The 20,610-nt window shown below is 62.1% G+C and carries 23 protein-coding genes; 14 read left to right on the top strand and 9 right to left on the bottom strand.

Annotated elements, in window-relative coordinates:
* The first annotated feature begins 74 nt into the window (after positions 1–74).
* Positions 75–803 (top strand): Bax inhibitor-1/YccA family protein, encoded by a 729-nt coding sequence (locus FHX14_RS04705; protein ID WP_003589753.1) that lies wholly within the window; start codon positions 75–77, stop codon positions 801–803.
* 105 nt (positions 804–908) lie between these two features.
* Positions 909–1,466, top strand: coding sequence for a GNAT family N-acetyltransferase (locus FHX14_RS04700; RefSeq protein ID WP_184376443.1), 558 nt, complete (start codon positions 909–911; stop codon positions 1,464–1,466).
* Between the two features lie 42 nt (positions 1,467–1,508).
* Here the strand turns inward: FHX14_RS04700 and FHX14_RS04695 are convergent, their stop codons facing one another.
* The 3 genes from FHX14_RS04695 to acnA all read right to left on the bottom strand — a co-directional run bounded on the left by FHX14_RS04695 (position 1,509) and on the right by acnA (position 5,926).
* A complete protein-coding gene (locus tag FHX14_RS04695) occupies positions 1,509–1,910 on the bottom strand; it encodes a DUF2794 domain-containing protein (RefSeq protein WP_097624950.1) in 402 nt (133 codons plus the stop codon).
* 349 nt (positions 1,911–2,259) lie between these two features.
* A complete protein-coding gene (locus tag FHX14_RS04690; RefSeq protein ID WP_184376442.1) occupies positions 2,260–3,000 on the bottom strand; it encodes a thioredoxin family protein in 741 nt (246 codons plus the stop codon).
* A gap of 235 nt (positions 3,001–3,235) precedes the next feature.
* Entirely contained in the window at positions 3,236–5,926 is a 2,691-nt protein-coding gene (gene acnA / locus FHX14_RS04685) for an aconitate hydratase AcnA (protein ID WP_003589748.1), read from the bottom strand.
* Between the two features lie 262 nt (positions 5,927–6,188).
* On the opposite strand from acnA, the gene ccmA reads away from it, so the two are divergent.
* The 5 genes from ccmA (at position 6,189) to FHX14_RS04660 (ending at position 9,320) form a co-directional block, all read left to right on the top strand.
* Positions 6,189–6,836, top strand: a complete 648-nt coding sequence (gene ccmA, locus FHX14_RS04680) for a heme ABC exporter ATP-binding protein CcmA (protein WP_184376441.1) — start codon at positions 6,189–6,191, stop codon at positions 6,834–6,836.
* A gap of 238 nt (positions 6,837–7,074) precedes the next feature.
* Positions 7,075–7,734 carry a heme exporter protein CcmB gene (gene ccmB / locus FHX14_RS04675; protein WP_003589746.1) on the top strand — a complete coding sequence of 220 codons (660 nt, stop codon included), beginning with the start codon at positions 7,075–7,077 and terminating at the stop codon, positions 7,732–7,734.
* A 48-nt stretch (positions 7,735–7,782) separates the two neighbouring features.
* Positions 7,783–8,544, top strand: coding sequence for a heme ABC transporter permease (locus FHX14_RS04670; protein ID WP_003589745.1), 762 nt, complete (start codon positions 7,783–7,785; stop codon positions 8,542–8,544).
* Between the two features lie 3 nt (positions 8,545–8,547).
* Positions 8,548–8,715: a heme exporter protein CcmD gene (gene ccmD, locus FHX14_RS04665; RefSeq protein WP_003589744.1), complete on the top strand. Its 168-nt coding sequence runs from the start codon at positions 8,548–8,550 to the stop codon at positions 8,713–8,715.
* Positions 8,712–9,320, top strand: a complete 609-nt coding sequence (locus FHX14_RS04660) for a DsbE family thiol:disulfide interchange protein (RefSeq protein WP_003589742.1) — start codon at positions 8,712–8,714, stop codon at positions 9,318–9,320. The genes ccmD and FHX14_RS04660 overlap by 4 nt, the downstream gene beginning before the upstream one ends.
* A gap of 18 nt (positions 9,321–9,338) precedes the next feature.
* On the opposite strand, the gene FHX14_RS04655 is transcribed toward FHX14_RS04660, so the two are convergent.
* The 6 genes from FHX14_RS04655 to FHX14_RS04630 form a co-directional block, all read right to left on the bottom strand.
* Positions 9,339–9,926, bottom strand: coding sequence for a DUF2585 domain-containing protein (locus tag FHX14_RS04655; RefSeq protein WP_003589741.1), 588 nt, complete (start codon positions 9,924–9,926; stop codon positions 9,339–9,341).
* Complete coding sequence (locus FHX14_RS04650) at positions 9,923–10,567, bottom strand: septation protein A (protein WP_003589739.1); 645 nt, start codon at positions 10,565–10,567, stop codon at positions 9,923–9,925. Before FHX14_RS04650 ends, FHX14_RS04655 begins: the two co-directional genes overlap by 4 nt.
* A 78-nt stretch (positions 10,568–10,645) precedes the next feature.
* Positions 10,646–12,226 carry a signal recognition particle-docking protein FtsY gene (gene ftsY / locus FHX14_RS04645; RefSeq protein WP_184376440.1) on the bottom strand — a complete coding sequence of 527 codons (1,581 nt, stop codon included), beginning with the start codon at positions 12,224–12,226 and terminating at the stop codon, positions 10,646–10,648.
* Between the two features lie 16 nt (positions 12,227–12,242).
* Entirely contained in the window at positions 12,243–13,517 is a 1,275-nt protein-coding gene (gene mtaB, locus FHX14_RS04640) for a tRNA (N(6)-L-threonylcarbamoyladenosine(37)-C(2))-methylthiotransferase MtaB (protein ID WP_184376439.1), read from the bottom strand.
* Positions 13,514–14,419 carry a diaminopimelate epimerase gene (gene dapF / locus FHX14_RS04635; RefSeq protein ID WP_003589734.1) on the bottom strand — a complete coding sequence of 302 codons (906 nt, stop codon included), beginning with the start codon at positions 14,417–14,419 and terminating at the stop codon, positions 13,514–13,516. The genes mtaB and dapF overlap by 4 nt, the downstream gene beginning before the upstream one ends.
* A 111-nt stretch (positions 14,420–14,530) precedes the next feature.
* Positions 14,531–14,755: a hypothetical protein gene (locus FHX14_RS04630; protein WP_172643263.1), complete on the bottom strand. Its 225-nt coding sequence runs from the start codon at positions 14,753–14,755 to the stop codon at positions 14,531–14,533.
* Between the two features lie 403 nt (positions 14,756–15,158).
* On the opposite strand from FHX14_RS04630, the gene ffh reads away from it, so the two are divergent.
* From ffh to FHX14_RS04595, 7 genes are all read left to right on the top strand, one after another.
* On the top strand, positions 15,159–16,742 hold the full coding sequence (gene ffh, locus FHX14_RS04625; RefSeq protein ID WP_012559264.1) for a signal recognition particle protein: 1,584 nt from the start codon (positions 15,159–15,161) through the stop codon (positions 16,740–16,742).
* 16 nt (positions 16,743–16,758) lie between these two features.
* The gene (locus FHX14_RS04620; RefSeq protein ID WP_003543666.1) at positions 16,759–17,079 is read left to right on the top strand and encodes a chorismate mutase; all 321 of its coding nucleotides are present in this window, start codon (positions 16,759–16,761) and stop codon (positions 17,077–17,079) included.
* Positions 17,080–17,123: 44 nt separating this feature from the next.
* Positions 17,124–17,495: a 30S ribosomal protein S16 gene (rpsP, locus tag FHX14_RS04615; RefSeq protein WP_003589731.1), complete on the top strand. Its 372-nt coding sequence runs from the start codon at positions 17,124–17,126 to the stop codon at positions 17,493–17,495.
* Positions 17,496–17,610: 115 nt separating this feature from the next.
* Positions 17,611–18,180 carry a ribosome maturation factor RimM gene (gene rimM, locus FHX14_RS04610; RefSeq protein ID WP_184376438.1) on the top strand — a complete coding sequence of 190 codons (570 nt, stop codon included), beginning with the start codon at positions 17,611–17,613 and terminating at the stop codon, positions 18,178–18,180.
* Positions 18,180–18,881 carry a tRNA (guanosine(37)-N1)-methyltransferase TrmD gene (trmD, locus tag FHX14_RS04605; RefSeq protein ID WP_003589729.1) on the top strand — a complete coding sequence of 234 codons (702 nt, stop codon included), beginning with the start codon at positions 18,180–18,182 and terminating at the stop codon, positions 18,879–18,881. Before rimM ends, trmD begins: the two co-directional genes overlap by 1 nt.
* A gap of 212 nt (positions 18,882–19,093) precedes the next feature.
* Positions 19,094–19,645 (top strand): 50S ribosomal protein L19, encoded by a 552-nt coding sequence (gene rplS / locus FHX14_RS04600; protein ID WP_012559267.1) that lies wholly within the window; start codon positions 19,094–19,096, stop codon positions 19,643–19,645.
* Between the two features lie 163 nt (positions 19,646–19,808).
* Positions 19,809–20,606, top strand: coding sequence for a basic amino acid ABC transporter substrate-binding protein (locus FHX14_RS04595; protein ID WP_184376437.1), 798 nt, complete (start codon positions 19,809–19,811; stop codon positions 20,604–20,606).
* The last annotated feature ends 4 nt before the right edge of the window (positions 20,607–20,610 follow it).

The raw sequence follows: 20,610 nt of genomic DNA, 5'->3' as shown, positions 1-20,610 counted from the left end.
GCTGGAGCTCCGCAGCGGCGCCCGGGTCGAAAACCCCGACACCGTATCTCCATCGGAGCTTGTAAGAGGAAACTATGGCTGACCTTCGTAACTATCAAAGCCGCGCTCAGACCGGCGAGATGATTGATCAAGGCCTGCGCGCCTATATGCTCAAGGTTTACAACCTGATGGCGCTGGGCCTGGCGATCACCGGTGTGGCCGCATATCTCGGATTCAACTTCGCTGTTCAGGACGGCCAGCTCACCCAGTTCGGCGTGCTCCTGTTCCAGTCGCCCTTGCGCTGGGTCGTGATCCTTGCGCCGCTTGCGGCCGTCTTCTTCCTGAGCTTCCGCATCAATAGCATGAGCGTGGCCGCCGCACAGACGACCTTCTGGGTCTATGCCGGACTGGTCGGCCTGTCGCTCTCGTCGATCTTCCTGGTCTACACCGGCCAGAGCGTCGTTCAGACCTTCTTCGTCACCGCCGCCTCCTTCGGCGCGCTGTCGCTTTACGGCTACACGACGAAGCGTGACCTGTCGGCGATGGGCTCGTTCCTGATCATGGGTCTTTTCGGCCTGATCATCGCTTCGATCGTCAACGTCTTCCTGGCTTCGTCGGCCATGCAGTTCGCGATCTCGGTGATCGGCGTTCTGATCTTCGCAGGCCTCACCGCCTACGACACGCAGCGGATCAAGGAACTGTACCTGGAAGCCGATGACGTTGCCGTGGCCGGCCGCAAGGCGATCATGGGTGCGCTGACGCTCTATCTCGACTTCATCAACCTCTTCATGTTCCTGCTGCAGTTCATGGGCAACCGCAAATAAGCAAGCAGACTAAGCGAAAAGGCGGCTTCGGCCGCCTTTTTTGTTGCGCTGATTTTCCTGGGATGGTTTGAGGAAAGCCTTCCTCCTGATGGACCCGCCGCCGAAATGTCCTTTCTCCTGCGCGATGCGTCACAAGCCGATATTCCCGCCATTACCGGCATCTACCGGGAATCCGTCCTGAACGGCACGTCGAGCTACGAGATCACCCCGCCATCCGAGGCCGAGATGGCGCAGCGTTTTGCGGCGATCGTCGGCCAGCAATATCCCTATATTGCCGCAGCCGGTGCGGACGGAGGCCTGCTTGGCTATGCCTATGCTTCGGCCTTTCGCGTCCGCCCGGCCTATCGATGGATGGTCGAGGATTCGATCTATCTGGCGCCCGAAGCCCGCGGCCGCGGCATCGGCAAAGCGCTGATGGCCGAGCTGATCGACCGCTGCACAAGTCTCGGTTTTCGTCAGATGATCGCCGTCATCGGCGGCGCCAGCCCCGCCTCGATCGCGCTTCATCTCAAGGCGGGCTTCGTGGAGGTCGGTCTGATGCGGGGCGCCGGCTACAAACACGGCCGCTGGCTGGATACGATGCTCATGCAGCGCAGCCTTGGCGAGGGCATGACGACCGACCCGGATCCCTCCGCCTATCCCGGCACGCTGTTTGCCGGCTGATGCATATCAACAGGAAGCGTGCAGCAGTTCCCTGATAACCGCCTACTTGTCGACCAGCTTCAGCGCCTTGTCGAACACCTTCAGCACTTGGTTCAGCTCGTGACCGCGCTTCAGGATGGTGCCGTGGACATTGATCACCGAATAGGCGCCCTGCTTGGCGGCGAGCTTGGGATTTTTCTCGATGCGGAAGAGCGGCATTTCGCCGGAGCGCTTGAAGACGGAGAACACCGCCTTGTCCTTCAGGTGATCGATGGCGTAGTCGCGCCATTCGCCGTCACCGACCATACGGCCGTAGATCCAGAGGATCGCGTCCAGTTCGCGCCGGTGAAAGGTCACCGGAAGCGGGTCCTTGCTCTGCTTGTATTCCCTGAGATCGACGACGACTGAGGAACTATTGTCGACGGAACGGCTTTCGCCGTGTCGCAAATCCGGCTGATCTGTCATTCAGTCTCCAAGGCCTCTGCATGTGACAGGTGGGTGACAGTGTGCCCGAGCCGCCGCAAATTGCAAGAGCGCCGGCCGTCACATTCGGCCGCACTACAGCGCCGCGCGTCAGCGCGTAAGGACGCTGTAGCACTTTGAATAGGCGCATCGTCAGATGCGCATGACAGCGCTGTCGCTTTCTCGGCAGCGCCGCATTTCAGTCAAAACAGCGCCTCATTTGCAGGAGATTTATGAATCCCGGTTTGGCGCCAGCGCGCCAAAGGGCCCGGCGGAGCGTATCGACCTTAACCCCAGCCCCGAATACGCTCAGCCGGGCCGCCCGGTACTTCATCCGCAAGCGGATGAAATCTCAGATGTTTTTGCCAGCCATCACCACGGTCGCGCCAAGGATCGCCGCCGGATCGCCGTTGTCGGTCGCCGATTGCAGCAGGATCGCGCAGCCCTCGAGCTGCGGTCGCTGCAGGACGCTGGCCGGCAGTGTCAGACTGGTCGCCTTGCCGTCCCACATGCCGACCGTTTCGACATTGGTGACGCTGTGCAAATAGGACAGCTTCTTTCCGCTGTTCTCGCCTTTTTCGACCTCGATCGTCTTTTCCTTGTCGAAATAGACCATCACCACATTGGCTTTGCCCTGTCCCGCGCCGATCTTGATCTCCAGCTCGTCGCCGCGCATTGCCGCGCTGATGGGAACGGTCAGCCCGTTGCCTTCGCCGCTATAGGTGTCGATCTTGCTGTTGATGCCGTTGAGATCGGCGCCGGCCAGATGGCCGCGCCCGTTGACGATCGCCTGCGGCGTATAGACGTTGCTGCGGCCCATTGTCCTCGCATAGCCATACTGCCGCTCTGTGTTTTCCTTGGAGCTCAGCGTATCGGCCCAGCCGAGATAATTCCAGTAATCGACATGATAGGCGAGCGCGATGACATCGCCTTGGCTTACCAGCTTGCGGAAAGCCGCGTCAGCGGGAGGACAGGAAGAGCAGCCCTGCGCCGTGAAAAGTTCGACGACACCTTTCGGCGTGCCGTCTTCGGCCTGCAGCGGGCCTGAGAGAACAACGCCGGCGATCAGCGGAATCAAAAAACGGGGGGACATTCACCTGCACCTCTTTTTCAGCGCCGACGGCATGTTCGAACCGGAGGCCCTGACATATGAACGTACGAATAATCCTTCCGGGTCCAAACGAAAAGTCACGAACGGGTGAGACGCAGCGCGACCGGAACCGGCAGAAAACAAATCATCGTGAGCCCCCCGCAAATCCCGTCACCGCAAAGAAAAGGCCGCCGGAAAATGCTTTCCGGCGGCCATTATCATACGAGGCTATTAACAATCAGGCAGCGAGGTCGCGCAGAACCGTCTGCAGGATGCCGCCATTGTTGAGGTAGACCACCTCGTCGAGCGTATCGACGCGCGACAGCAGCGGAACTTCCTTCACGGTGCCGTCGCCATAGGTGATCTTGGCGATCTTCTTCTCACGCGGCTTGATCTTGTCGAGGCCTTCGATGGTGACGAGCTCGTCGCCCTTCAGGCCGAGGCTCTGCCAGGTCGTGCCCTCTTCGAAGACGAAGGGGATGACACCCATGCCGACCAGGTTCGAGCGATGAATACGCTCGAAGGACTGGGCAACGACAGCCTTGACGCCGAGCAGGTTGGTGCCCTTGGCAGCCCAGTCGCGCGAAGAGCCGTTGCCGTATTCGACACCGGCGAAGATGACGAGCGGCACGCCTTCGGCCTTGTACTGCATGGCGGCGTCGTAGATCGAAGTCTCTTCCTTCGACGGGTAGTGGATGGTGTAACCACCTTCCTTGCCGTTCGGGCCAAGCATATGGTTGCGGATGCGGATATTGGCGAAGGTGCCGCGCATCATCACTTCATGGTTGCCGCGGCGCGTGCCGTACTGGTTGAAGTCGGCAACGGCGACCTCATGGTCGATGAGGTAAGCACCGGCCGGCGACGCCGCCTTGATCGAACCGGCCGGCGAAATGTGGTCGGTGGTAATCTTGTCGCCGAACAGGCCGAGGACGCGGGCGCCCTTGATGTCGGAGACGCCGGTGCCCTTCTTGCCCATGCCGACGAAGTAAGGCGGGTTCTGGACATAGGTCGAATTGTCGTCCCAGGCATAGGTCTGGCCCGGCGGAACCTGAACGGCCTGCCAGTTGACGTCGCCCTTGAAGACGTCGGCATATTTGCTTTCGTACAGTTCGCGGGTGACGTATTTCTGGATGAATTCCTGCACCTCGTGCGAGGTCGGCCAGATATCCTTGAGGTAGACGGGGTTGCCGTTCTGATCCTCGCCGATCGGCTCGTTGGTGAGATCCTTCTGCACCGTGCCGGCGAGCGCATAGGCGACGACGAGCGGCGGCGAAGCCAGGTAATTCGCCTGCACGTCGGGCGAAATGCGGCCTTCGAAGTTACGGTTGCCGGAGAGAACGCCCGATACGATCAGGCCCTTGTCGTTGATCGTCTTCGAGATCGGCGCCGGCAGCGGGCCGGAATTGCCGATGCAGGTGGTGCAGCCGAAGCCGACCAGGTTGAAGCCGAGCTTGTCGAGGTCGGCCTGCAGGCCCGACTTGGCGAGATATTCGCCGACGACCTGCGATCCCGGTGCCAGCGAGGTCTTGACCCACGGCTTGGTCTTCAGGCCCTTGGCAACGGCGTTGCGGGCGAGAAGGCCGGCAGCGATCAGCACCGACGGGTTCGAGGTGTTGGTGCAGGAGGTGATGGCGGCAATCGCCACGTCACCATGGCCGAGATCGAAATCCGTGCCTTCGACCGCATAGCGGTTGTTGAGCTGGCCGGGCTTCTTGTAGTCGGCATCCATCGAGCCGGCGAAGCCGGTAGCGATGTTTTCGAGCGCGATGCGGCCTTCCGGACGCTTCGGACCGGCCATCGACGGCACGACGTCGCCGAGGTCAAGTTCCAGCGTGTCGGTGAAGACGAGATCGGAACCGTCGCCGTCACGCCACATGCCCTGGGCCTTCGAATAGGCTTCGACAAGGGCGATCCGGTCATGCGTGCGGCCGGACATGGTGAGGTAGTTGATGGTTTCGCCGTCAACCGGGAAGAAGCCGCAGGTGGCGCCATATTCCGGGCCCATATTGCCGATCGTCGCGCGGTCGGCGAGCGGCATATTGTCCATGCCGGGGCCGAAGAATTCGACGAACTTCGAAACGACGCCCTTCTTGCGCAGCATCTGCACGACGGTCAGAACGAGGTCGGTCGCGGTGACGCCTTCCTTGAGCTTGCCGGTCAGCTTGAAGCCGATGACTTCGGGCAGCAGCATCGAGACCGGCTGGCCGAGCATCGCCGCTTCAGCTTCGATACCGCCGACGCCCCAGCCGAGAACGCCGAGACCGTTGATCATCGTCGTGTGGCTGTCGGTGCCGACGCAGGTATCCGGATAGGCGATCGTCTCGCCGTCCTCTTCCTTGGTCCAGACGGTCTGGCCGAGATATTCGAGATTGACCTGGTGACAGATGCCGGTGCCGGGGGGCACGACGCGGAAATTCTTGAAGGCCTGCTGGCCCCACTTCAGGAAGCGGTAGCGCTCGCCGTTGCGCTGATATTCCAGCTCGACGTTCTTGGCGAATGCCTGCGGCGTGCCGAACTCGTCGACGATGACCGAGTGGTCGATGACGAGATCGACGGGAACGAGCGGGTTGATCTTCTCGGGATCGCCGCCGAGGGACACCATCGCGTCGCGCATCGCGGCAAGATCGACGACGGCCGGAACGCCGGTGAAGTCCTGCATCAGCACGCGCGCCGGGCGATAGGCGATCTCGTTTTCGACTGCCCCCTTGTTGTTCAGCCATTCGGCAACAGCCAGGATGTGCTCCTTGGTGACCGACTGGCCGTCTTCGAAACGCAGCAGGTTTTCGAGCAGCACCTTCATCGAATAGGGAAGCTTCGAGACGCCGGGCAGACCGTTTGCCTCAGCCTTGGGCAGGCTGTAATAGACATAGTCCTTTCCACCAACGGAAAGCGTGGAACGACAATTGAAACTGTCAAGAGATTTAGACACGAGAGACCCCGTTTCTGATAGCCAACACAGTCGTGCGAACGCCTATGCACTTAATGCACATCAGGATGCGGGTACGGCCATTTCCGCTGTCCGCACGTGGAACAGATGCTCCAAGTTCGGCGCAAGGATGAAATTCACGCCGACCGCTGGCGTGGTTGCCGGTCTTATAGATAATTTCCTAAAAACTTGCCATACCCGAGCAAGGTCAAAATCGGAGATTTTTTAAGCCCTCCGGAAGCCGAAACGAAGAAAGAGCCGACGCATGCATCTCACCGCCGAAAATCTGGCCGCAAGGCGCGGTGAGGATCTGATTTTCGTTAGCATTTCCTTTTACTTGGCTGCCGGCGAGGCGCTCATCCTGACAGGCAGAAATGGATCGGGAAAGTCCACTTTACTGCGCGTTGTTGCAGGCCTGCTCAAGCCGGAAAAAGGCACTGTCATCGTCCGCACCGGAGACGGCCGGGAAGACGGGCATCCTGGCGAGTTGAGCCACTACCTCGGCCATCGGAATGCGATGAAGAATGAACTTACGGTTGCAGAGAACCTGGATTTCTGGCGTCGTTTTCTCGGCGGCACCGGCAGCTCTGCCGGCCTCTCCGTCGAAGACGCCGCCGAGGCCGTCGGCCTTCCGGGAATCACCCACCTTCCCTTCGGTTACCTCTCCGCCGGCCAGCAGCGCCGGTTCGCCTTCGCCAAGCTGCTCGTCGCCCACCGCCCCATCTGGATCCTCGACGAACCCACCGCCGCACTCGATGCCAGTGCCGACCGGCTGTTTGCCGGATTGATCGAAGCGCATCTGGCCAAAGGTGGCATCGTGCTGGCGGCGACGCATCAGCCGCTGGGATTGAAGAATGCGCAGGAATTGAAGATGACGGGCTTTGCCGGTGTGGATCAGGGGGTGTGGGGGTGATGTTTCTTCGTGTTGATACCCCCCTCTGCCCTGCCGGGCATCTCCCCCACAAGGGGGGAGATCGGCCAGGGGCGCCCTCTTTCTCTAATGAAACGCGTCAGATAGCCCAAGCCGCTCGGCGCACGATTAAGCTTTCGCGAAGCTGGTGCATCTTGCCGATCTCCCCCCTTGTGGGGGAGATGCCCGGCAGGGCAGAGGGGGGTGCCCCGTCCACCACACATGTTGAGAGCTGCCCCGCATGACCGCCCTCTTCCTCCGCGATCTCAAACTCTCGATCCGCGCCGGCGGCGGCGCGCTGGTCGGGGTGCTGTTCTTCCTCACGATCGTCGCCGTCATCCCCTTCGGCGTCGGTCCCGATCTCAAGCTGCTGTCGCGCATCGGCCCCGCCATCGTCTGGATCGGCGCGCTGCTGGCCGCCCTTCTCGGCCTCGACCGGCTGTTCCAGGCCGAGCGCGACGACGGATCGCTCGATCTGATGCTGATGCAGGACACGCCGCTCGTCCTCACCGTCCTCGTCAAATGCTTCGCCCACTGGACGGCGACCAGCCTGCCGCTGGTCATCGCCTCGCCGCTGCTCGGCCTGTTCATGAACATGGACGAGACGGCGATCGGCGCCACCGCGCTGACGCTTCTTGTCGGCTCGCCTGCAATCACCTTCATCGGCGCCGTCGGCGCCGCCGTCGCCGTGGCGCTGCCGCGCGGCGGCCTGCTGGTTTCGATCCTGGTGCTGCCGCTGACCATCCCGGTGCTGATCTTCGGCGTCAGTGCCGCCTATGCCGCGGTCGAGGATCCCGCCCCGTTCCTGCCGCCTTTCCTCATCCTCATCGCGCTGACGCTGTTCTTTGCGGTCATCGGCCCGGCTGCCGCCGCGCTGGCGCTGCGAAACACGGCGGATTGACCAGCCATTCGATTGCGGGAAAAGCCGGATCAAGGTAAGGAAGCGGACATGAGCCAAACGAGCCTTGCCATCAGCAAATTCAGCGATCTCGCCAACCCGACGCGGTTTCTGGCGCTGGCGGCACGCGTCATTCCGTGGCTGGCCGGCATCACCGCCCTCTGTTTTCTGATCGGCCTCTATCTCAGCTTCTCCACCGAGGGCGATTACCAGCAGGGCGAGACGGTGCGCATCATGTATGTCCACGTGCCCGCGGCCTGGCTGTCGATGATGTGCTATACGATCATGAGTGTCTCGGCGATCGGCACGCTGGTCTGGCGTCATCCGCTCGCCGACGTCTCCGCCAAGGCCGCAGCCCCGCTCGGCGCCGCCTTCACCCTGCTCGCGCTCGTCACCGGTTCGCTCTGGGGCAAGCCGATGTGGGGCACCTGGTGGGTCTGGGATGCGCGGCTGACCTCGGTTTTCGTTCTCTTCCTGATGTATCTCGGCCTGATTGCGCTCAGCCGCGCCATCGACGATCCGTCGAAGGCCGCGCGCGTTTCCGCCGTGCTCATCCTCGTCGGCTTCATCAATATCCCGATCATCAAATTCTCGGTCGAGTGGTGGAACACGCTGCATCAGTCGGCAAGCGTGATGCGCCTCGACGGCCCGGCGATCGACCCGGAATTCCTGCGGCCGCTCTTCGTCATGGCGATTGCCTTCACCCTGCTCTTCTTCACGCTGCATATCATGGCGATGCGCAACGAGATCTGGCGCCGCCGCATCGCCGCCCAGCGCCGTCTTGCAGCCCGCATGGCGAGCCGGGAGGAATAGCCGGTGACGCATGCCTTCTATGTCTACGCCTCCTACGGCTTTGCAGCATTCATGACGGTCGCCGTCACGCTCTGGACCTGGGCCGACGGCCGGGCCCGCCGCCGGGAACTCGCAGCGCTCGAAGCCGCCGGCATCCGCCGCCGTTCGGCCCGCAACAAGGATAGCGAATGAGCGACACGCCCGAAACCGGAACCGCCAAGCCGCGCGGCCTTGGCCGTTATGCACTGGCGCTTCTGCCGCTGATCGTCTTCGGCGGCATTGCGGCGACGGCCGCAAAGATGCTCTACGATCAGGATTTCCACGGCAAGAACATCGCCGAAATCCCCTCCGCCCTGATCGGCACCAAGGCGCCGGCGCTGAACCTGCCGCCGCTCGATGGCGCCAACCTGCCGGCGCTGAACGACGCGGCAATCAAGGGCAAGCTGACTCTCGTCAACGTCTTCGCCTCGTGGTGCATCCCCTGCCGGGACGAACATCCTTTGTTGAAAGAACTGGCCAAGGACCCACGGCTGAACATCGTCGCCATCAATTACAAGGACAAGAGCGACAACGCCCTGCGTTTCCTCGGCGAGCTCGGCAATCCCTACCAGGCGATCGGCATCGATCCGAACGGCAAGGCAGCGATCGACTGGGGCGTCTACGGCATTCCTGAAAGCTATCTCGTCGGCCCCGACGGCACGATCCTCTACAAGCGCGTCGGCCCCTTCGACGATATCAGCCTGAAGGAAGGGCTGTTTCCGGCGATGGAAAAGGCGCTGGGGAAGCCGGTTTCGTAAATCAAGAAAGACGTGAGGCTAAACCCCGCCCTGCCAGACCTTGATCGCCTCCACCGGCCAGATCAGCATCACCACGTTCAACGTCAGATTATCGCGGATCACATAACCGGTGAAAATCTCGAAGAAGATCGCGATCGCAACCGTCGCCGCCACTGGCGCCCGCGATGCGAAGAAGAAGCCGAGGCACATGAAGACGGTGTCCATCGCCGAATTCAGAATGCTGTCGCCGTAATAGTCGAGCGCGATCGTCGCCGTGCGGTAGCGGTCGATGATCAGAGGAGAATTTTCGAGCAGTTCCCAGCCGGATTCGATGAACAGCGCCAGCAGCAGCTTTGCCGCCAACGGCTTGCGGCGCAGGACGAGATGGCCGAGCCCGTAGAACAGGAAACCGTGGATGATGTGCGACGGCGTGTACCAGTCCGACAGATGCTGCGAATTGCCGCTGGTATTGACCCCGCCCTCCCACAGTTTGACATAACCGCAGGCGCAGATCGGCACGCGGCCCATCAGATATTCGGCGACGATCTGTGCGACCAGCACCGCAAGGCAGGCAACGAACCAGAAGCTTTGGTGTCTGACACGATATTCGGCGTCTGCAGCGCTCACTTTTCGCCGTCCGTTTCCAGGTTGATGCTATGTTTGAGCACCAGCGGCATCTGCGCCAGCGTGAAGATGATGGTGATCGGCATCGTGCCCCAGACCTTGAAGGCGACCCAGGTATCGTCCGAAAAATTGCGCCAGACGACTTCGTTCAGCACGGCGAGGAACAGGAAGAAGATGCCCCAGCGGACGGTGAGCTTGCGCCAGCCTTCGGCATCGAGCTGGAAGGCGGCGTTGAAGACGTAGCCGAGCAGTGATCGGCCGAAGGCAAGTCCGCCGAGCAGCGCAACGCCGAAGAGCGCGTTGACGATGGTCGGCTTCATCTTGATGAAGGTCTCGTTCTGCAGCCAGATCGACAGCGAGCCGAAGATGACGACGACGATGCCGGAGACAAAGGGCATGATCGGCAGATGGCCGAGTACGATCTTCGAAACGACCAGCGAAAGGATCGTCGCCGCCATGAAGAGCCCGGTTGCGACGAACAGCGGCCCACCGAGCTCGGAAAGGGCAGGAAATCTCTCCACCAGCCACTGGCCGCGCAGATTGGCAAAGAAGAAGATCAACAGCGGCCCGAGTTCCAGCGCCAGCTTCAACAGCGGATGATGCCGGTCGGCCGGGGTCGGGGTGATATCGCTTTCGGTGGTCATGCGTTCTTCAAACCTGCTATTCCTGAAAACCTGGTTGCCGCCCGTGCCTTGCAGGCTTTCGGCGGCATATCTGTGGCATCATTGGGGAAGTCCGGCAATGGCGTGCGCGAAATCCTCGGCCTCGAACGGCTCCAGATCCTCGACACCCTCGCCGACCCCGATGAAATAGACCGGCAGCTTGTGCTTGGCGGAAATGGCGACGAGGATGCCGCCGCGTGCCGTGCCGTCGAGCTTGGTCATGATGAGGCCGTTGACGCCGGCGACGTTGCGGAAGATCTCGACCTGGCTCAGCGCATTCTGCCCCGTCGTCGCATCGAGCGTCTGCAGCACGGTGTGCGGCGCATCGGGATCGAGCTTGCCGAGCACGCGCACGATCTTCTCGAGCTCGGCCATCAGTTCCGCCTTGTTCTGCAGCCGGCCGGCGGTATCGACGATCAGCACGTCGCATTTCCGGGCTTTCGCCTGTTCGAAGGCATCATAGGCAAGGCCGGCGGCATCGGCGCCAAGCTTGGTGCCGATGAATTCGGAATTCGTCCGCTCGGCCCAGATCTTCAGTTGCTCGATCGCCGCGGCGCGAAAGGTATCGCCGGCGGCCAGCATCACCTTCAGCCCGGCGCCGGAAAGTTTTGCTGCAAGCTTACCGATCGTCGTCGTTTTGCCGGTGCCGTTGACGCCGACGACGAGGATGACATGCGGCTTGTGCGAGAGGTCGAGCTGCAGCGGCTTGGCGACCGGCTTGAGAACTTTGGCGATTTCGGACGCCATGATCCGGCTGACATCCTCGCCGGTCACATCCTTGCCATAACGCTCGGACGCCAGCGTGTCGGTAACGCGCAGTGCGGTCTCGACGCCGAGATCGGCCTGGATCAGCAGGTCTTCGAGATCCTGCAGCGTCTCGTCATCAAGCTTGCGTTTGGTGAACAGCGCGGTGATCTGGCCGGTCAGCTGAGAGGAGGTGCGCGCAAGGCCGTCGCGCAGGCGCTGGAACCAGCTGAGTTTTGGTTGCGGGGCAATGGGTTGCTGTTCGACGATTGCCGGGCCGGTGGCGAAGCCTTTAGGGAGGACAGGAGATTCCGGCTTCGGCTGTTCCGCAGTCGTGTCGGAAGGCGCGGTGGGTGTGATACCCCCCTCTGCCCTGCCGGGCATCTCCCCCACAAGGGGGGAGATCGGCTGGATGGAAATGTCTTCTTCTACATCGATCTCAGCAGGAATTTCCTCTGAGAGCGCTTCTGCGACTTCCGCGGTCTCCTCGACCGAAGCCGGCGCGTCAGCCTCCGAACGATCTCCCCCCTTGTGGGGGAGATGTCCCGAAGGGACAGAGGGGGGTGCTTCCGCCTCGCTCTCGTCACTCGCCTGCGTCTCTGCTTCGGCCTCGATCTCCAGCAGTGAAAGCGGCACCAAGCCGAAATCGCTCATCTGATTTGCGGGAGGCAAAGGCAAGGCCTCATCGAGGATGTCCGATTCCTTGCCCTCACCGACATCACCAGCTGGCCCGCCGGCCGTATCCATCTCCTCGGGAAGCACCGGATCATCGGCGATCGGCAGATCCTCGGCGCGCGAGCGCGGCTTGAGCTCCCTTGCCACGGCTTCAGGCACGGGCTCTTCCGCCGGCTTGTCCTTGCCGAAGGTGAAGACCTTTTTGATGAAACTGAGCGCCATGGGGATTCCGTGAAAGTCAGGCCGCGGCTGCGGCCGTCAATTGCATGTCGAGATGTTTGCCATTGTGGCCGGTGATCGTGGCCGGCACAAGTTCACCGGGACGAAGGCCGGGTGCTGCCACCAGCGCGAAGTTTTCCGTATGCGCCAGGCCGTTGTTTTCGACAAGCAGCCATTGCCGGCTGCCGACCATGCCGTCGAGATGGGACTGATGCAGCCTATGTCCAGTGGCACGCAGCCTGGCAGCGCGTTCCTTGACTAGCGACCGGTCGAGCTGCGGCATGCGGGCGGCCGGCGTGCCGGGACGCGGGCTGTAGGGAAAGACATGCAGATGTGCGATGCCGGCCTCTTCGGCAAGCCGCACGGCATTGCCGAACATCTCTTCCGTCTCCGTCGGGAAGCCGGCGATCATATCGGCGCCAAAGCTCATCTCCGGGCGAAGCCGGCGTACGTCTTCGATGAAACGCAGCGCATCGGCGCGGGAATGCCGTCGCTTCATCCGCTTCAGGATCATGTCGTCGCCATGCTGCAGCGACAAATGCAGATGCGGCATGAAACGCGGCTCGTCGGCGATCAGATCCATCAGATGGGCATCGGCCTCGATACTGTCGATCGAGGAAAGCCTGAGGCGGCGTATTTCGGGGGTTTGCTTCAACAGCGTCTTCGCCAGAAGCCCGAGCGTCGGCACTCCCGGCAGGTCGCCGCCATAACTTGTGGCGTCGACCCCGGTCAGCACGATTTCGCGGTAGCCGCTGTCGGCGAGCTTGCGGGCCTGGTCGACGACCGCGCCCATCGGCACCGAGCGGGAATTGCCGCGGCCGTAGGGGATGATGCAGAAGGTGCAGCGATGGTCGCAGCCGTTCTGCACCTGGATGAAGGCGCGCACATGCCCGTCGATATGCCTGACCATCTGCGGCGCCGTCGCCTTGACGCTCATGATATCGTTGACGCGGAGCTTCTCTTCGGCCGAAACGCCGAAATCCGGCAGGCTGCGATAGGAGGCGCTCGCGAGCTTCTCCTCGTTGCCGAGCACGGCATCGACCTCCGCCATTTCAGCGAAGGTTTCCTTTTCCGTCTGTGCGGCGCAGCCGGTGACGATGATGCGGGCATGCGGATTGTCCCGCCGTGCGCGGCGGATCGCCTGGCGCGCCTGACGCACGGCCTCGCCGGTCACCGCACAGGTGTTGACCAGGATGGCATTGTTGAGCCCGGCCTTCTCGGCCTGCGCCTTCATCACTTCGGATTCATAGGTGTTGAGGCGGCAGCCGAAGGTAATGACGTCGACGCCGCTCACCGCGCCCCCGCCTCTTGGGTACCGTCGCGCGACCAGAGGCCGGTCGAGGGATCGAGACTGCCCGACCATTCCCATTCGGCCGGGCCGGTCATGATCACGTGATCGTCGCGCTCACGCCATTCGATCGAAAGCGTAGCCGGCGGCTTGGCGCTCGCCACGTTGATCGTCACCTTGCGGCCGGTGCGGCCGGTGCGCACCGCACTGACGGCGGCAGAACACGCAGCCGAGCCGCAGGCAAGCGTCAATCCCGCGCCGCGCTCCCAGGTGCGCGTCGTCATCGACGTCGGCGAGGTCACCTGCGCCAGGGTGATATTGGCGCGTTCGGGAAACATCGGATGGTTTTCGAGCAGCGGCCCGAAGCGGGCGAGATCATAGGACATCACGTCCCTGTCGACCCAGAAGATCGCATGCGGATTGCCCATCGACATCGCAGACGGCGAATGCAGCACCGGATTGTCGATCGGGCCGATCTGCAATTCGATGCGGCTGGTATCGTGAAATTCTTCCGCCAGCGGGATCCTGTTCCAATCGAAGACCGGCCGGCCCATATCGACGGAGATCGTCCCGTCCTCATGCTCGACGGCGTTGAGGATGCCGGCGACCGTCTGGAAGGTGAAGGCCTTGCGGCCGGTCTCGGCGGCAAGCGCCTGCACGACGCAGCGCGTGCCGTTGCCGCAGGCCTGCGCCTTCGAGCCGTCGGAATTCAGGATGTCGATGAAGGCATCGGTGCCGTCGGCCTTCGGATCATGGATCGCCATGATCTGGTCGAACTCCGTCTGCGGATCGGCATTCAGTGCGACCGCTGCCGCAGGCATCACCTTATCGGGGCGGCCGCGCATGTCGACGACCAGGATCTTGTTGCCAAGCCCGTTCATCCTCGCGAATTCGACCGTTGCGCTCATAGTAACATTCCGTCCGTGTTTCCGCTGTATATGGCGGAAATGCGAAGGAATTACCAGTGGGTGAGTGCCGCGCAGCCATTGCCGCCGGCCGCCCTTTCGAGGCAGTCCGGTTTACCGCTCAACACCATCGGAAGCAAAAGACGCCGCATGCGCTTCGACGATGGCGGCGGTGATGACCTTTCTCAGCTCGTAGACCAGCGAGCGGGACCGCTTGCGATCCAGATCCTGTGCCGCTTTTGCAAGATTAAGGCCTTCGTTCAGGACAATATGATGGGCCCGTGCCAGTGCCCAGCTTTCAATATCAGGACTTATCATTCGATATCTCCGCCGGATCATCCGGCATCAAGGATATTTACGAATCATTTTACAGGACGCACTTAAGTAGAAAGTAGAATCATAAGTGGAATATTTTGCAACTGGCCACTATTGGGAATTCGGGCCGCCGGCCGGGAATTTTTACCTGATCGCTTTCTGCGCCATCGGCATCCCAAACACTGGCCAAGCGGTCATTCCACGCTTTCGCCTTGACTTTCGCGCGGCTTTCCTGTTTACCGCGCCCAATCCGCGACGAGCCGCATGACTCCGAGCCGCCGACCGGGACCTGAGATCCCGGAGGTCAACACCCGACAGCGCGATGCGCCCTCGGGTGCTTTTTGGCTTTGCGTCTTGTTTTCGTCAAGGAAAAGCACGACGTTTCCGGGCAGATCGAACCCGCCCGAAACGTATCAAGGAAGAGCCGATGTTTGAAAACCTCCAGGACCGTCTTGGATCCATTCTGAATGGACTGACAGGCCGTGGCGCGCTTTCGGAAGCCGATGTTTCCGCAGCGCTGCGCGAGGTTCGCCGTGCGCTGCTGGAGGCCGACGTCGCGCTCGACGTCGTGCGTTCCTTCACCGACCGCGTGCGCGAAAAGGCCGTTGGCGCCGAGATCCTGAAGTCGATCAAGCCCGGCCAGATGGTCGTCAAGATCGTCCATGACGAGCTGATCGAAATGCTGGGCGGTGAGGGCGTCGGCATCGACCTGCATGCGCCCGCCCCCGTCGTCGTCATGATGGTCGGCCTGCAGGGCTCCGGCAAGACGACGACGTCAGCCAAGATTGCCCATCGCCTGTCGACGCGCGATAAGAAGAAAGTGCTGATGGCGTCGCTCGACACGCGCCGTCCGGCAGCCCAGGAGCAGCTTCGCCAGCTCGGCGCCCAAGCCAGCATCGACACGCTGCCGATCATATCCGGCCAGTCGCCGACCGATATCGCCGCCCGCGCCGTGCAGGCGGCAAGACTTGGCGGCCATGACGTCGTCATCCTCGACACCGCCGGCCGCACCCATATCGACGAGCCCTTGATGGTCGAGATGGCCGACATCAAGAAGCGCTCGAACCCGCATGAAATCCTGCTGGTCGCCGACAGCTTGACCGGTCAGGACGCCGTCAACCTCGCCCGCAACTTCGACGAACGCGTCGGCATCACCGGTCTGGTGCTGACCCGCATGGACGGCGATGGCCGCGGCGGTGCCGCCCTTTCGATGCGCGCCGTCACCGGCAAGCCGATCAAGCTGATCGGTGTCGGCGAGAAGATGAGCGAGCTCGAGGAGTTCCATCCCCGCCGCATCGCCGACCGCATCCTCGGCATGGGCGACATCGTCTCGCTCGTCGAGCGTGCGGCCGAGAATATCGACGCCGAGAAGGCGGCCGCCATGGCCGCCAAGATGGCCAAGGGCAAATTCGACCTCGACGACCTCGCCGACCAGCTGCGTCAGATGCAGAAGATGGGCGGCATGGGCGGCATCATGGGAATGATGCCCGGCATGGCCGGCATGAAGGACAAGATGGCCGCAGCCGGCCTCGACGACAGGCTTTTCGGCCGTCAGATCGCCATCATCCAGTCGATGACCAAGGCCGAGCGCGCCAATCCCGACCTGCTCAAGCATTCGCGCAAGAAGCGCATCGCCGCCGGCTCCGGCACCGATGCCGCCGCCATCAACAAGCTTCTGAAGATGCACCGCCAGATGGCCGACATGATGAAGATGATGGGCGGCAAGGGCAAAGGCGGCATGATGAAGCAGATGATGGGCGGCCTTGCCGGCAAGATGGGGCTGGGGGGCCTCGGCGGCATGGGCGGCATGCCTGATCTCTCGAATATGGACCCGAAGCAGCTTGAAGCGCTGCAGAAGCAGGCGGAAGCCGCGGGTTTGGGAAAACCGGGTGGGGGTATGCCCGGTCTAGGCGGAGGCTTGCCGGGCGGATTGCCCGGTCTTGGCGGCGCAAAGCTGCCGGGCCTCGGTGGTGGTTTCCCGGGATTGCCCGGATTGCCGAAGAAGAAGTGAAAGGATCGCTTGCCCCATGATTGATCCAAACGTCAAAGCCCAGCTCGCGAGCTATCGTCAGTCGATCGACAATATCGATGCCGCTCTCGTGCACATGCTGGCCGAACGCTTCCGCTGCACCAAAGAGGTCGGCGTGCTGAAGGCCAAATATAATCTGCCGCCGGCCGATCCGGCGCGCGAGGAATACCAGATCGAACGCCTTCGCCAGCTGGCGAAAGCCGCCAATCTGGACCCGGATTTCGCCGAGAAGTTCCTGAACTTCGTCATCAAGGAAGTCATCCGGCATCATGAGCAGATCGCTGCGGATCACGCTGAACAAAGCGCCGCAGCCCGATAACCCGCCTGATCAGGCGATCAAGAAAAGCCTAAGGAGTAAAGAACATGGCACTGAAAATTCGTCTCGCCCGCGGTGGCTCCAAGAAGCGCCCGTACTACCACGTCGTTCTCGCCGATGCGCGCAGCCCGCGTGACGGCCGCTTCCTCGAAAACCTCGGTTCCTGGAACCCGATGCTCGCCAAGGACGACGAGAAGCGCGTTCAGCTGAACGCCGAGCGCATCAAGCACTGGATCGAAAACGGCGCCCAGCCGACCGACCGCGTTCTGCGCTTCCTCGATGAAGCCGGCGTTGCCAAGCGCGAAGCCAAGAACAACCCGGTCAAGGCAAAGCCTGGCAAGCGCGCCCAGGAACGCGCCGCCGAAAAGGCTCAGAAGGTGGCTGACGCCGCCGCCGCTGCTGCCGACGCCGCGGAATAATCGGGACAATCCCTTGTCTAACGGGCGGCATGGCGACATGCCGCCCGTTTTCGTTTCCAATTATCCGCACTTCGTTTATGAGAAACCTGTCTTTCGGCTTCACATGAAGGAACCCATGACAAAGCTTGAAAACCCCGTTCTGATGGCGACGATCGGCGGCGCGCAAGGCCTCCGGGGAGAGGTGCGCGCCAAGGCCTACACGGCCGATCCGAGCGCCCTTGGCGATTATGGCCACCTGCACAGCATGGACGGCCGCAGCTTCGAAGTCCTCGAAATCCGTGAGACGAAGAATGTCGTCATCGTTCGGTTCCGCGGCGTCAACGACCGCAATACCGCCGAGGCGCTGAACGGGCTCGAGCTCTATATCGAGCGCGACAACCTGCCAGACGAGGAGCTTGAAGATGACGAGTTCTACTATGCCGATCTCGAAGGTCTCGAAGCACGCGACGACAAGGGTGCCAGCTATGGCACCGTCACCGGCGTCTTCGATTTCGGCGCCGGCGATTTGCTGGAGCTCAAAGGTCCGGGCAAGCGCCCGGTGCTGATCCCCTTCTCCGAAGCCTCGGTGCTGGAGATCGACCTCGAGGCCGGAACGCTGCTGATCGACCCGCTGGCGGCAGGGCTGGTCGACGATCCCGAAGAGCTTTCGAAATTCACCGCGGACAAGCCGAAAAAGAAGAAGTGATGGCTTTCCGGGCGAGCGTGCTGACACTTTATCCGGAAATGTTTCCGGGGCATCTGGGCTTCTCGCTCGCCGGCAAGGCGATGGAGCGCGGGCAATGGTCGCTGGATGCGGTGCAGATCCGCGATTTCGCCACCGACAAGCACCGCACCGTCGACGACACCCCGGCCGGCGGCGGCGCCGGCATGGTGCTGAAACCCGACGTTCTCGCCCGTGCGATCGACAGCACCGCGGAAAACGATACCCGCCCGCGCCTGCTGATGAGCCCGCGCGGCCGGCCGCTGACACAGGAGCGCGTACGCGAGCTTGCTTCAGGCGACGGCGTCATCATCGTCTGCGGCCGCTTCGAGGGCGTCGATCAGCGGGTGATCGAGGCGCGAGGCCTGGAAGAGGTTTCGATCGGCGACTACGTGCTGTCAGGCGGCGAGCCGGCGGCGCTGATCGTGCTCGACGCGATCATCCGCATCCTGCCCGGTGTCATGGGCAACGATCTTTCCGGCCTGCACGAAAGCTTCGAAGGCGGGCTGCTGGAACATCCGCATTATACCAGGCCGCAGGCGTGGGAAGGCCGGGAAATTCCCGCGATCCTGACCTCCGGCAATCACGGCGCCATCGAAAAGTGGCGGCACCAGGAGGCGGTGCGGCTGACGCGGGAACGGCGGCCGGATCTCCTGGAAAAGGCGAAAACCGAGAAAAACGGCTGATTCCAGCCTCCTCTCCACAAAAATGTCGTGCGAGGGATGACAAGCCCCGGCCTTTCGTGTATTGGCGCACGCGGAAATGGGGTTATCCCCGTCTGCCAGCAAACAAAGAATGGCGAACCCGCTCCCGCCCTGAAGGGCAAAGTCCTGAGGCCAGTTCCAAAGGATCAGTGTCGAGCGCTCTGGCTGTTTCAGAAGAACCAAAGGTTAAGACGATGAACATCATTCAGCAGCTTGAGGCCGAACAGGCCGCCAAGATCGAAGCCAAGCGCACGCTTCCCGAATTTTCCCCGGGCGATACCGTCCGCGTCAACGTGAAGGTCACGGAAGGCAACCGTACCCGCGTTCAGGCCTATGAAGGCGTCTGCATCGCCCGCTCCGGCGGCGGCCTGCAGGAAAACTTCACGGTCCGCAAGATCTCCTACGGCGAAGGCGTCGAGCGCGTATTCCCGGTCTACTCGCCGATGATCGAAAGCGTCGACGTCGTGCGCCGCGGTAAGGTCCGTCGCGCCAAGCTCTATTACCTGCGCGACCGTCGCGGCAAGTCTGCCCGTATCGTTGAAGACACCGGCGTCCGCGCCCGCAAGCTCAACGACGCCGAGCGCGCCGCCATCGCCGAGGAAAAGGCCCGCATCGAAGCTGAAAAGGTTGCAGCAGCTCAGGCGCTCGCCGCCGAGAAGGCAGCAGCAGAAGCTGCCGAAGCCAAGGCAGCTGCTGAAAAGGCCGCCGCTGAAGCAGCAGCCGCTGCGGAACCAGCAGCAGAATAAGATCTGCGCCACGCAAAATTCTTCGCTTGGAGCAAAATTTTTTCGCTTGGAAAGGCGGCCTTCGGGTCGCCTTTTCTCTTTTTTGCTTGGGCACGCAGCCGGCGGCCTTGCCTTCGGCAGGTCTTCCGTGACAGTTTTCGCCGTTCAATCCGGGAGCCGTTCCATGCTGTTTCGTCGTACCGTCCTTGCGAGCTTTGCCGCCCTTGCGCTTGCACCCTTGACCGCATCGGCGGCCGGGTTGCCCGATCTCGGCGGCAAGAGCGTCGTCGTCGTCACCGAGAATGCCTATCCGCCGCTGCAGTTCGTCGATCCGAAATCCGGCAAGCCGATCGGCTGGGAATATGACGCGATGAACGAGATCGCCAAGCGGCTGAACTTCAAGGTCGAATATCAGAACACCAGCTGGGACGCGATGATCCAGGCGGTTTCCGACGGCCAGTACAATATCGGCATGACCGGCATCACCATTAAGGAAGACCGCAAGCAGAAGGTGGATTTCTCCGACCCCTATATGCGCTCGCAGCAGTTCATGCTGGTGCGCGGCGACGAGAAGCGTTTCACCGATGGAAAGTCCTTCGCCGCTTTCAAGGATGGCCTGGTCGGCGCCCAGCCCGGCACCACGCCCTTCTATACGGCTGTCTATGAAGTGCTCGACGGCAACGAGCAGAACCCGCGCATCAAGCTCTTCGAAACCTTCGGCGCCACTGTCCAGGCGCTGAAGGCCGGCGACGTCGACGTGGTGCTGACCGACGGCACCGCCGGCAAGGGTTATGTCGACGCCTCGAACGGCGCCCTGAAGCTGATCGGCGAACCGCTCGGCACCGAGGATTTCGGCTTCATCTTCCCGAAGGGCTCCGATCTCGTCGCTCCCGTCAACGCCGCCATTTCAGCTCTCAAGGCCGACGGCACGCTGGATGCGCTGAACAAGAAGTGGTTCCTCGACTACAAGATGGGCGAATGACGCC

The organism is Rhizobium sp. BK619 (genome assembly GCF_014195245.1).
Taxonomy (GTDB): Bacteria; Pseudomonadota; Alphaproteobacteria; order Rhizobiales; family Rhizobiaceae; genus Rhizobium; species Rhizobium acidisoli.
This window is presented reverse-complemented; position numbering and strand designations above follow the sequence as displayed.